The sequence below is a fragment of the Mesorhizobium sp. M2A.F.Ca.ET.037.01.1.1 genome, from assembly GCF_003998075.1.
In the GTDB taxonomy this organism is placed as follows: domain Bacteria; phylum Pseudomonadota; class Alphaproteobacteria; order Rhizobiales; family Rhizobiaceae; genus Mesorhizobium.
Window position 1 is genome coordinate 1 of record NZ_RZSA01000087.1, and the last position, 11,531, is coordinate 11,531.

Annotated in this window: 11 protein-coding genes and 1 pseudogene; 6 read left to right on the forward strand and 6 right to left on the reverse strand. The window is 64.4% G+C overall.

What is annotated here, in order from left to right; genetic code table 11:
- Both EOA27_RS06980 and EOA27_RS06985 read right to left on the reverse strand, forming a co-directional pair.
- Positions 1–666 (reverse strand): YgcG family protein (locus EOA27_RS06980; protein ID WP_189561974.1); only part of this gene is annotated, 666 nt, incomplete at its 3' end.
- Positions 667–965: 299 nt separating this feature from the next.
- Positions 966–1,613 carry a LemA family protein gene (locus EOA27_RS06985; RefSeq protein WP_127255815.1) on the reverse strand — a complete coding sequence of 216 codons (648 nt, stop codon included), beginning with the start codon at positions 1,611–1,613 and terminating at the stop codon, positions 966–968.
- A 153-nt stretch (positions 1,614–1,766) separates the two neighbouring features.
- Here EOA27_RS06985 and EOA27_RS06990 point away from each other — a divergent pair, with 153 nt between their 5' ends.
- The 6 genes and pseudogenes from EOA27_RS06990 (at position 1,767) to EOA27_RS07015 (ending at position 7,034) form a co-directional block, all read left to right on the forward strand.
- Complete coding sequence (locus EOA27_RS06990) at positions 1,767–2,018, forward strand: hypothetical protein (protein ID WP_126080518.1); 252 nt, start codon at positions 1,767–1,769, stop codon at positions 2,016–2,018.
- A gap of 12 nt (positions 2,019–2,030) precedes the next feature.
- On the forward strand, positions 2,031–2,915 hold the full coding sequence (pdxY, locus tag EOA27_RS06995; protein ID WP_042645579.1) for a pyridoxal kinase PdxY: 885 nt from the start codon (positions 2,031–2,033) through the stop codon (positions 2,913–2,915).
- Positions 2,912–3,678, forward strand: a pseudogene (locus EOA27_RS07000) (DUF429 domain-containing protein). The gene pdxY and the pseudogene EOA27_RS07000 overlap by 4 nt, the downstream one beginning before the upstream one ends.
- A gap of 150 nt (positions 3,679–3,828) precedes the next feature.
- Positions 3,829–4,470 carry a carbonic anhydrase gene (locus EOA27_RS07005; RefSeq protein WP_040991526.1) on the forward strand — a complete coding sequence of 214 codons (642 nt, stop codon included), beginning with the start codon at positions 3,829–3,831 and terminating at the stop codon, positions 4,468–4,470.
- Between the two features lie 10 nt (positions 4,471–4,480).
- The gene (locus EOA27_RS07010; protein WP_126080519.1) at positions 4,481–4,897 is read left to right on the forward strand and encodes a nuclear transport factor 2 family protein; all 417 of its coding nucleotides are present in this window, start codon (positions 4,481–4,483) and stop codon (positions 4,895–4,897) included.
- An 82-nt stretch (positions 4,898–4,979) separates the two neighbouring features.
- Positions 4,980–7,034, forward strand: coding sequence for a M3 family metallopeptidase (locus tag EOA27_RS07015; RefSeq protein ID WP_126080520.1), 2,055 nt, complete (start codon positions 4,980–4,982; stop codon positions 7,032–7,034).
- Positions 7,035–7,153: 119 nt separating this feature from the next.
- Here EOA27_RS07015 and EOA27_RS07020 read toward each other — a convergent pair whose 3' ends face one another.
- The 4 genes from EOA27_RS07020 to EOA27_RS07040 form a co-directional block, all read right to left on the reverse strand.
- On the reverse strand, positions 7,154–8,698 hold the full coding sequence (locus EOA27_RS07020; RefSeq protein ID WP_126080521.1) for a M81 family metallopeptidase: 1,545 nt from the start codon (positions 8,696–8,698) through the stop codon (positions 7,154–7,156).
- A gap of 74 nt (positions 8,699–8,772) precedes the next feature.
- A complete protein-coding gene (locus EOA27_RS07025; protein ID WP_126080522.1) occupies positions 8,773–9,597 on the reverse strand; it encodes a carbohydrate ABC transporter permease in 825 nt (274 codons plus the stop codon).
- Positions 9,594–10,463 (reverse strand): sugar ABC transporter permease, encoded by an 870-nt coding sequence (locus EOA27_RS07030; protein WP_126080523.1) that lies wholly within the window; start codon positions 10,461–10,463, stop codon positions 9,594–9,596. The genes EOA27_RS07025 and EOA27_RS07030 overlap by 4 nt, the downstream gene beginning before the upstream one ends.
- A gap of 413 nt (positions 10,464–10,876) precedes the next feature.
- Positions 10,877–11,531, reverse strand: a 655-nt coding sequence (locus EOA27_RS07040; protein ID WP_127255817.1) for an extracellular solute-binding protein, incomplete at its 5' end; no start/stop codon positions are given.

Genomic DNA, 11,531 nt, shown 5'->3' on the forward strand with positions numbered 1-11,531 from the left:
ATCGAAAGTCATGCCGAGCCAGCGGTAGCGGCCCGGCCCGATCTTCTGGCCGAAGATCGGCGGCAACACCGTCATTGCTATGCCGCCGAAGAAGATCAGCGCCCAGATGGTGATGAAAATGGCGAAGAACAGGTCGTCGGAATTGAACGGCGCCTGCTCGTTGCGCTTGCCGCGCGCCTCCAGTTCTTCGGGATTGCCCTCCAGCACCATGATCATGTCGTCGACGGCCTTGGTGATGCCGCCGGAGAAGTCACCGGCGCGGAAGGCCGGCACCATGTCGTTCTCGATGATCAGCTTGGTGTGCAGGTCGGTCAGCGTGCCTTCGAGCCCATAGCCGACCTCGATGCGCATCCTGCGGTCGTTCGGCGCCACCAGGAGCAGCACACCGTTGTTTTCCTTGGCCTGGCCGAGCTTCCAAAAGCGGAACAGCCGGTTGGCGTAAGGCTCGATCTCCTCGCCGCCGAGGCTGGGGATGGTGGCGACGACGATTTGGTCGGAGCCCTTGGTCTCGAAGTCGGCAAGCTTCTGGGTCAGCGCCGCGCGGGTGCCGGCATCGATGATGCCGGCATTGTCGACGACGCGGCCGGTCAGCGCGGGGAGGTCGGCAGCGAGCGCGGCGAGGGGGAGGAGGAAGAGGCAGAAGATGCTGGCAAGGAGGCCAAGCAATGAGAGGTAGGCGCTCTGTCGCCCCCCTCTCTGTCCTGCCGGCGCCGGCCCTTCGCTGTCGCTCCGGGCGTTCGTCGTTCGGAAAGCCAAGCAATTGGCTTTCCGTCCGCTACGCGGACCACTCCTCACCCCCCTCAAGGGGGGAGATTGGACGTCACGCCGGCCTTCGCCAATCTTCGGCGTCGAAGAGAGGGCGAGGTTGTCGAAACTGCCAATCTCCCCCCTTGAGGGGGAGATGTCCGGCAGGACAGAGAGGGGGGTGACGGAACTCAAGGCTGGCTCGATAAGCTAAGTCGCTCTCACCCACCCTGCTTGGTGGTGCTGGTGCCGAAATCGACCTTCGGCACCTGCATCTTGTCCTCGTCGACGGTGAAGTTGGCGAAGGGCTCGTTGCCGCGGAACCAGAAGGTCGCCCACAGCACGGACGGGAAGGTCTTCAGCGTCAGATTGTAGTCCCTCACCGCCTGGATGTAGTCGCGCCGCGCAACCGCGATGCGGTTCTCGGTGCCTTCGAGCTGCGCCTGCAGCGCGAGGAAATTCTGGTTGGCCTTGAGGTCGGGATAGGCTTCCGAGACCGCGATCAGACGCGACAGCGCGCTGGTCAGTCCGGCCTGGGCATCCTGGAACTTCTTCAGCGCGTCCGGGTCCTTCAGCGTCTCCGGGGTCACGGTGATCTGCGTCGCCTTGGCGCGCGCCTGAACGACCGCGTCGAGCGTGTCCTTCTCGTGCGAGGCATAGCCCTTCACCGTCTCGACAAGGTTCGGGATCAGATCGGAACGGCGCTGATACTGATTGAGCACCTCGCTCCAGGCCGCCCTGGCGTTCTCTTCCGCGGTCGGAATGGTGTTGTAGCCGCAGCCGGCAAGCAGCGGCAGCACGAAAGCCATCACCAGGAAGGCGGGCAGATTGCGGAAGACGGAAGGTGGTGAGAGGCGCTCGGTAATCATGAATGGTCCCTCGACAGAAGTTGCATGCGAAGCATTACCACAATCCACGCGCAAGAAAATGTCCGGCGCATGACGCCGGTCCCGGTTCAGCCGTGAGCCACTGTGAATGGCGGCGCGAACAAGTTAAGCTGCGGGCCGGAAAGGACAATTGCCATGGCAGAGCGCCGGGACGACGAGGCCGAATCGCGCCGCATCCTCGAACGCGTGCAACAGGAAACGTCCCCAGGCGGCGCGTCGTTCATCACCCGCGCGGCGAAGGATGCGCGCGACCGCGTCACCGCCGCCGACACGGACCGCGCCGATCCCATCGAATATTGGGGAACCCGCATTGGCCGAACGCTCGGCTTCGTCATTGCCATTGGGCTATTGGCCTGGCTGGTGTATGCCGCCACGCGTGGCGGTTAGGAATCAAGCCTCATGAATGCAGAAAAAACCGACGCGCCGCGCGCGGTCATCGTCATCTCCAGCCATGTCGCCCGGGGCTCGGTCGGCAATCGCGCCGCGGTGTTCGCGCTGGAGACGCTGGGTTTCCCGGTCTGGGCAGTGCCGACCGTCATCCTGCCCTGGCATCCGGGGCACAGCCGAGCCACGCGCATCGTGCCGCCGCTCGACCAGTTCAAGGCGCTGATGGCCGATCTCGAGCGGGCGCCCTGGCTGGGCGAGGTGCGGGCCGTGCTTTCGGGCTATCTCGGCGAAGCGGGCCAGGCGGAAGCCGTTGCCTCGCTCGTCGCCGCCGTCAAGGAAAAGACCCCGAACGCGCTTTACGTCTGCGATCCGGTGATGGGCGATTCCGGCGGGCTCTACGTGCCGGAATCGACGGCCGCCGCCATGCGCGACAAATTGATGCCGATCGCGGACATCGCGACGCCGAACCGCTATGAGCTGGAATGGATGGCCGGCGCGCCGCTGCCCGACATCAAGGCGGTGACGGCGGCCGCGCTTCATGCCGGTCCGTCCACAATGCTGGTGACCTCGGCGCCGGCGATGATGGCGGGCGGCATCGGCAATTTCCTGCTCGACGGCAGCCAGGCGCTGCTTGCGGAGCACCGTGTGATCGAGAGGCCGCCGAACGGGCTAGGCGACCTGACGGCCGCGGTCTATCTGGCGCGGATTCTCTCCGGCCAGGCGCCGGTCAAGGCGCTGCAATCGACCACGGCGGCCGTTTACGAGATTCTCGCGCGCACCGCGAAGCGCGGCGGCGACGAGCTGCAGCTCGAAACCGACGCCCAGAGCCTGTCGCATCCAATGGCCATGGTGCAGCTGCGCCATCTGCTGCATCCCGGGCGGGACAAGCGGGCGTGAAACTGGTCGGCCACGCGCTGGCCGGCGTCGACGGCTGCAAGGCCGGCTGGATAGCCGTCCACCGCGAAGCGGACGCCGCGCCGTCCGTCTCGGTCTTCCCGAGCCTCCAGGTGCTGCTCGATGCGCTGCCCGATGCATTGATCGCCGTCGACATGCCGATCGGCCTGCCGGATTTTCAAGCAAGGGCGGCCGCGGGCCGGAGGCGCTGGTGCGGCCGCTGATCGGCGCGCGGCAATCGAGCGTGTTCGCCATCCCCTCGCGCGCGGCGCTCTATGCCGACACCAGCGACTTCACCACGATCGAAGCCTGGTATGCGGCGCATCGGCGGGCGAGCGCGGTGGCCATGGGGACTTCCGACCCGCCACGCGGCGTTTCCATCCAGGCTTTCGGCATCTTTGCCAAGATCCGCGAGATCGATCAGCTGTTGATCGCGCGGCCCGAACTGCGCGGCCGTGTCTTCGAATCGCATCCGGAAGTGGCGTTCTGCCGACTGAATGGCGGCACGGCGATGGCGCTGCCGAAGAAGACAAAGGGCGCGGTCAACCCGGCCGGCATGGAGGAGCGCAAGGCGCTGCTTTGCCGGCATGGCTATGAGAAGCGTTTCCTCGATCAGGCGCCGCCGCGGGGTGCTGCGAGCGACGACTTCCTCGACGCGGCGGCGATGATGCTGATCGCCGGGCGTATCGCCAGCGGCGCGGCGCGGCCTTCCCCCGACCCACCTCTGGCCGACCGTTTCGGCATACCCGTCGCCATCTGGGCTTGAGGCAAAATCGACCGCGCAGCTTTTGGCGGCATGCGATTGCGACGCCGCCATCCGCAATTCGGCATTGCCCACGACCTGCATTTGCCGCTAGAGGCTTTTTCGATCGCAACGAGCTGCCGCCTCCAACCCCCGGAAAGGCTCTAGCCGCCCATGCCTCACCTCCCCGAGCACCTCCTCGCCGGCTATCGCAACTTCATGAGTGGCCGCTACCCAACCGAAAGCGACCGCTATCGCTCGCTGGCGCGCGACGGTCAGGCGCCCGAGACGATGATCGTCGCCTGCTGCGATTCGCGCTCGGCGCCGGAAGCGATCTTCGATGCCGGTCCCGGCGAGCTCTTCGTGTTGCGCAATGTCGCCAATCTGGTGCCGCCCTACGAGCCGGACGGCGAGTATCACTCGACCTCGGCCGCGCTCGAATTCGCCGTGCAGAGCCTGAAGGTGAAGAACATCGTGGTGATGGGCCACGGCCGCTGCGGCGGCATCCGCGCCGCGCTCGACACCAACTCCGCGCCGCTGTCGCCCGGCGATTTCATCGGCAAATGGATGAGCCTGATCGCGCCAGCCGCCGAGACCGTGGCCTCCAGCACGATGATGACAACGACGGAGCGCCAGACCGCGCTGGAGCGTATTTCGGTCCGCTACTCCATCGCCAATCTCAGGACCTTTCCCTGCGTCTCGATCCTCGAAGGCAAGGGCAAGCTCTCGCTCTACGGCGCATGGTTCGACATCTCGACCGGGGAGCTGTGGGTGATGAACAAGGAAACCGGCGATTTCGAGCGGCCGGAGCTTTAACGGAGGCGTGATGCACCGGATCAGCTGGAGGATCGTTCTGGCGGCGACGCTGCTCATGTCCTCGCTCGTCCGCGCCAGCGCGGATGACGGCGCCATCATCGATCGCTGGTATTCGGCGCTGCTGGTCGCCGACCGTACCGAATTGTCCGACCTGCTTGCCGACGACGTGCGCATGAAGCTCGACGACATCGGCGTCGTCCAGACCAAAGAGGATTTCATCGCCTCGATCGACGAATGGCAGGGCGCGGTCGCGGGCGCGGCGATCCGCCATCGCATCGAAAAGAGCGAGAATGGTGAGACCACGGTGCTCGCCTGTTACGATTTTCCCAACAACGATACGCTCATGCGCGAGACCTTCACCGTCGCCCGCGGGCGCATCGTCGCCAGCACGCAGACAGCGGTGGCGCAGGACTGCAGCGGCTATTGAGGCGAGGTCCGTGTTGCGCGGCGCGCGGCATCGCCCTACATCCGAGGCAGCCCGCCTCCAAATCAGTCCACCGGAATCGCTCATGTCATCTTCAAAAGCCGTCGATCTCGCCGCCCATCCGCTGACCCTTTGGCAGGGTCCGCTCGGCCTGCCCGATTTCTCGCGCATCGGCGACAATGATTTTGGCCCTGTCTTCGACGCGGCGCTGGCGGCGCACCAGGCCGAGATCGACGCCATCGCCGGCAACAGAGAGACGCCGACCATCGAGAACACGCTTGCCGCGCTCGAGCTCGCCGGCGAGCCGCTCGACCATGTCTCGTCGATCTTCTGGTGCCGCGCCGGCGCCCACACCAACGACACGATCCAGGCGATGGAACGCGAGGTTTCGCCAAAGATGTCGCGGCATTTCTCCGCGATCTCGATGAACGAGAAGCTGTTTGCCCGCATCGACGATCTCTACCAGCGGCGCGACAGCCTGAAGCTCGATGCCGAGACGCTGCGGGTGCTGGAGAAGACCTGGAAGGGATTTGTCCGGTCGGGCGCCAAGCTGGATGCGGAGGGCAAGAAGCGGCTTGCGGCCATCAATGAAGAGCTCTCGTCGCTCGGGACCAAGTTCGGCCAGAACGTGCTCGCCGACGAACGCGACTGGGCGCTGTTCCTCGACGAGGCCGATCTTGCCGGCCTGCCGGATTTCTTGAAGAGCGCCATGGCCGAGGCGGCCGAGATGCGCGGCCAGAAGGGCCGCTATGCGGTGACGCTGTCGCGCTCGATCTACGAGCCGTTCTCGACCTTCTCCGAGCGCCGCGACCTGCGCGAGATCGCGTTCAAGGCTTTCATCATGCGCGGCCAGAATGGCGGCGCCTCCGACAACACCGATGTCGTGCGTGACATGCTGAAGCTGCGCGCCGAGAAGGCGAAGCTGCTTGGTTACGATTCCTTCGCGGCGCTGAAGCTCGACGATACGATGGCGAAGACCCCGAAGGCGGTGCACGAGCTGCTCGATCCGGTGTGGGAGAAGGCGCTGGAAAAAGCCGCCGCCGACCAGAAGGAGCTGGAGCGGCTGGCGACAGAAGCCGGCAGCAACGAGAAGTTCGCGGCCTGGGACTGGCGCTTCTACCAGGAGAAGCTGCGTGCCGAGAAATTCGCCTTCGACGAGGCGGAGCTGAAGCCGTATTTGCAGCTCGAGCGCGTCATCAAGGCTTGCTTCGATGTCGCCACGAAACTGTTCGGCATCACTTTCGAGGAGAAGAAGGGCATCGCCGCCTGGCATCCCGATGCACGAGTCTTCGTGGTGAAGAATGCCGACGGCAGCGAGCGCGGCCTGTTCCTGGCCGATTATTTCGCCCGTCCGTCAAAACGTTCCGGCGCCTGGATGAGCGCGCTGAAATCCGGCTACAAGCTCGGTCATGGTTCCAAGCCGGTGATCTACAACATCATGAACTTCGCCAAGCCGCCGGCCGGCGAAGCGGCGCTTCTGTCGGTCGATGAGGCGAAGACGCTGTTCCACGAGTTCGGCCATGCGCTGCACGGCATGCTGACCGACGTCACCTGGCCGTCGGTCTCGGGCACTTCGGTCAGCCGCGATTTCGTCGAACTGCCCTCGCAGCTTTACGAGCATTGGCTGACGGTGCCCGCGGTGCTGGAAAAGCACGCGCTGCACGTCAAGACCGGCAAGCCGATGCCGAAGGCGCTGCTCGACAAGATGCTTGCGACCCGCACCTTCGGCGCCGGTTTCGCCACGGTCGAGTTCACCGCCTCGGCGCTGATCGACATGGCCTATCATGCAAGGCCTGAGGCGCCGGCCGAGCCGCTTCGGTTCGAGGCCGAGACGCTGGAAAAACTGCATATGCCCGACACGATCGCCATGCGCCACCGCACCCCGCATTTCGGCCATGTCTTCGCCGGCGACGGATATTCAGCCGGCTATTATTCCTACATGTGGTCGGAAGTGCTCGACGCGGACGCCTTCTCGGCTTTCGAGGAAACGGGCGATGCCTTCAATCCGGAATTGGCCGAGCGGCTGCGGAAGAACATCTACGCCGCGGGTGGGTCGAAGGATCCTGAGGAGCTTTACACGGCGTTCCGGGGAAAGATGCCGTCGCCCGAGGCGATGATGGTGAAGCGGGGGCTGGTGTGACTGGCTAATCTCCCCCCTTGTCGGGGAGATGGCCGGCAGGCCAGAGGGGGGCGCTGTCCCGCCGACGTCTCAGTTCATCACAGTCCCGCCGACATCCCGCTTGGCTATTGTTACCCAAGCTAAGCGAGGTCGCGATCCTTCGCGCCCCCCTCTGCCCTGCCGGGCATCTCCCCCACGAGGGGGGAGATTGGCTGTTTCCACGGATCCGCAACCCTCGGCCATATAGCCCGGTTCAGCTTCCGATAATCCGTCTTTGCCGGATTGCTCGGATAGGAACTCGGCGCCGCGACATAGATGATCTCGGCGGCGATCGGCGCGAAGCCGGCGTAGAAATGGTTGGTCGATTTGATCAGCAGGATGTCCTTGTCCATCGGATCGATGCCGATATTGGAGAAGACATCCGGCTCGAAGGTCTGGGTGCGGTTGGTGTTCAAGATGACGTCGACTTCCGTGCCTTCGATGCGCACCACAGCCGACGGCCCCAACGTCACCCGGCTCGGACCGAAGCTTTGCCAGCCTTCGTTGGTCGTCTTCAGCACCGTGACGCGCGCGTCGATCGGCTCGCCGGCCTGCGGCCCGGCCTTGCCGCCGAAGCGCAGATCGATGACCGCGCCCTCGCCGGCGGCATGGCAGAAGGTCACGGCGATCGGGTCCCAGATCGTCGCCACACCGACCTTGTTCAGGCCGCGCTTGAGCAGCTCGCGCAACACGATGGTGCCGTCGCCCGGCACGCCGCCGCCGGGATTGTCCCAGATATCTGCGATCACGACTGGCTTGTCCTGGTGCGTCGCGCGCACGGCAAGCGCCTGTTCGATGCCCGCCGAGGCGGAGAGCATCGTCATCGCGGTTTTTTCGCGCAGCGCATAGAGCTCGCGCCCGAGGCTTTCCGCCAAAGCATCGCCCTTTGCCTTGTCGTTGTCGGTGACGACCAGGATGCGCGTGCCCATCTCCGGCACGTCGGCGGCCATGAAGCCGTGGATGACCGAGACCGACAGCACGCCGTCCTTGCCATGCAGCGCCTTGATCCTGTCGACGAAGGAGCGCATCGGCTCGCGGCTGGTCGGCAGCACCTGGATCATGCGGCAGTCGAAGGTCGAGATCACCGGCTCGATCTCGCCGCGCGCCGCGGCAAGGCCGAGCTCGACGACATGCTCGCCGCGCTCATAGAAATCGGTATGCGGGAATTCGAGGAAATAGGCCATGATATCGCAGGCCGCGACGCGTTTCGGCGTCAAATGGCTGTGCGGATCGAACTCCGAAGCGATCACCACCTTCGGCCCCACGATAGCGCGCACGCGTTCCAGCAGATCGCCTTCGCAATCGTCATAGCCTTGCGCGACCATGGCGCCATGCAGGCCAAGGATCACCGCATCGACCGGTAGGGCGGCCTTGAGCTGGTCGAGGATCTCGTCACGCAGCGCCTCATAGGTCTGACGCTGCACCAGGCCGCCGGGCTCGGCCCAGGTCGCCGTGCCTTCGATGACGGTCAGATCTTCCTTCGTGGCGCGCTTGCGCAGCGCCACGATCGGCGAGGAGCACAGCGTCGGCGTCTCTGGGTGTTTTCCCGGGCCGGCATAGAAGGCCATCTCGAACGAGGCCCGGTCGGTCGGCACCGGCGAGAAGGTGTTGGTTTCCGTCGCCAGCGAGGCGGTGAAGATGCGCATGAACGCTCCCTAGACTTCTTGTTTTTGCGATTCCGGACGAAAACCGCTGCGTATTCCTGGAATTGCCGGGATTGCTATTTGACGGCCCCGAGCGCAAGGCCCCGGACGAGGTAGCGCTGCAGCCAGATGAAAAGGATCGCCACCGGCAGCGTCGCCAAAAGCGTGGCGGCCATGACATGGTGCCATTCGATCGTATAGCGGCCGGCGACGAGCGAGAAAACCTGGATCGGCAGCGTGTAGCTTTCCTGGCTGCGGAGCATGGTGAGCGCGACCACGAACTCGTTCCAGGCGTTGATGAAGGTGAAGATCGCCGTCACCGCGATCGCCGGCAGGCAGAGCGGCAGGAAGACCTTGCGCAGCGTCAGCCAGCGGCCGGCGCCTTCCATCCAGGCCGCCTCCTCGAGATCGCGCGGGATGGTGTCGAAATAGCTCTGCAGCATCCACACCGTGAAGGCGACGTTGAAGGCCATGTAGATGAAGCCGAGCGCGGTGGTCGACTCGACCAGGCCCCAGGCCGCCATCAGCCTGAACAGGCCGAGCACCAGCACGATCGGCGAGATCATCTGCGAGATCAAAAGGAACTGGCGGAAGGCCCCATAGCCGGCAAAACGAAAGCGCGACATGGCATAGGCGGCTGGGACCGAGATCATGATCGCGCCGAGGGTCGCCAGCGCCGAGACATAAAGCGAATTCAGAAGCGCCTGGCCGAAGCCGGTCGCCACCCACATGTCCGCGAAATTCGACCAGCGGAACTCGCTCGGCCACCAGGTCGGCGTCAGCACCTCGGTGCGCGGCTTGACGGCGGTGAGGAACATCACCGCGAAGGGGAAGATCGTCACCACGATCAACGGAGCCAGCAGCAGCCAGGCGATGACGGTGCGTTTCAACTTCGGCGTCATGCGCGCTGCTCCCGCATGGCAAGCCGCACATAGATCATGGTGAAGACGAGCAGGATCGCGAACATCACCAGCGACACGGCGGAGGCCTCGCCCAGTTTGCCGATGCGGAAGGCGAGCTTATAGAGATGCGTCACCAATATGTCGGTCGAGTTGGCCGGCCCGCCCTGCGTCATCACCCAAATGATCGGGAAGGAGTTGAAGACATAGATGGTGTTGAGCACGATCGCGATGTTGATGAAGGGTTTGAGCAGCGGAAAGGTGATCTCGCGGAACTGCTGGAACAGTGTCGCGCCCTCGAGCGCGGCCGCCTCATAGAGATCGTCGGGGATCGACGACAGGCCGCCGAGGAAAATCGTGGTGGTGAAGGGCACGGTCACCAATATGCCGATCAGCACCTGCATCGGGAAAGCGGTCTCGGCGCTCGCCAGCCACTGGATGTTCTGGCTGATCAGGCCGAGCTTCATCAACGCCGAATTCAGCATGCCGCTTTCGCCGTTGAGCGCCCAGCGCCAGACCACCGCGGTCATGGTCAGCGACACCGCCCAGGGCAGCATGATGATGACGCGGGCGAGGCCGCGGCCATAGAAATCCATGTTGAGGATCATCGCCACGGGGATCGACAAAAGCAGCGCGCCGCCCACGACCAGCGCCGTCCACAGCCCAGTGCGCCAGAGCGCCGCGACGAAATCCGGGTCGGCGGCAAGCGCCGAGAAATTGGCCAGGCCGCTGAATTCGCGAAGCTGGCCAAAGCGGTTGACGTCGTGCGTCGAAATCTGGATCAGATCCCAGACCGGCCAGAAGATCACCACCGCCGCCAAGAGCAGGCTGGGCAGCGTCAGCAGATAGGGCAGGAAACGATTTTGCATCGGCTGGCTTGTACTGCGTTGCGTTGTTGGTGGTGCTGGTTTGCCAGCCTGTGCAATGCTCGCCTGTCCCAGGCTCGGTCTCGAACACTTTTCTCGGCGTTAGCGCTGCCCCTCACCTGCCTGCCGGCATCCTCTCCCCGTATAGTGACGGGGAGAGGGACGCTGTCGCCGGCGATTTCGCCAATCACCAACGTAGCAGGAAAAGCGCCAGCGTTGCGGCCAGCCCCTTTCTCCCCGTCACTATACGGGGAGAAATGCCCGGCAGGGCAATGAGGGGCAGCGCCGAGGTCGAAGGTTTGTCCCTTTGTCTGGAATGATTACCTGTCCGCCCGGCTATTCGGCCGAACACCATCCAAAAGATGTGGCGCGCCCCGCGGGGGTAGGGCGCGCCACGGGCGCAGGGAGATACGCCCTTATTTCTTGAGCACGGCGTTGGCCTTGGCCGCTGCATCCTTCAGGCCGGCCTCGGGGTCGCCGCCGAGATAGATTTTCTGCATGGCGTCGGACGTGATCTGGGCGATCTCTTCCCAGCCCGGGATGACCGGGGCGAAGCGGGCGTCGGGCAAGAGTGCGGTGAAGGCGGCGAGGTCGGCGTTGTTGACGTAATAGTCCATCTTGGCCTCTTCCTTGTTCACCGGCAGGAAGCCTTCGCCCTGCGTGAACTTGGCGCGCTGCTCCTTTGTGAACAGGAAGTCGAGCAGCTTCCAGGCCTCGTCCTTGTTCTTGGAGTTCTTGAACATGATGATGGAATCGGTGACGCCGTAGGTGCCGCGCGCGCCGGTCGGGCCGGCGGGGATGGCGGCGACGCCGTATTTCAGGTTCGGCGCTTCTTCCTTGATCTGGTTGGACAGGAAGGGCGCGGTGATCATCATGCCGACCTTGCCCTGTTTGAACAGGTTCTGCACGTCCTCGCGGTTGTTGGAGGTGACCCCCGGTTCCGTCAGGCCCTCGTCGATCATCGACTTGTAGAGCTTGGCCGCTTCGAGCGCGCCGGGCGTGCTCAGGCCGGACGTGCCGTCCTTGTTGAGAATCTCGGTGCCCTGCGACCACATCGCATAGTAGTAATAG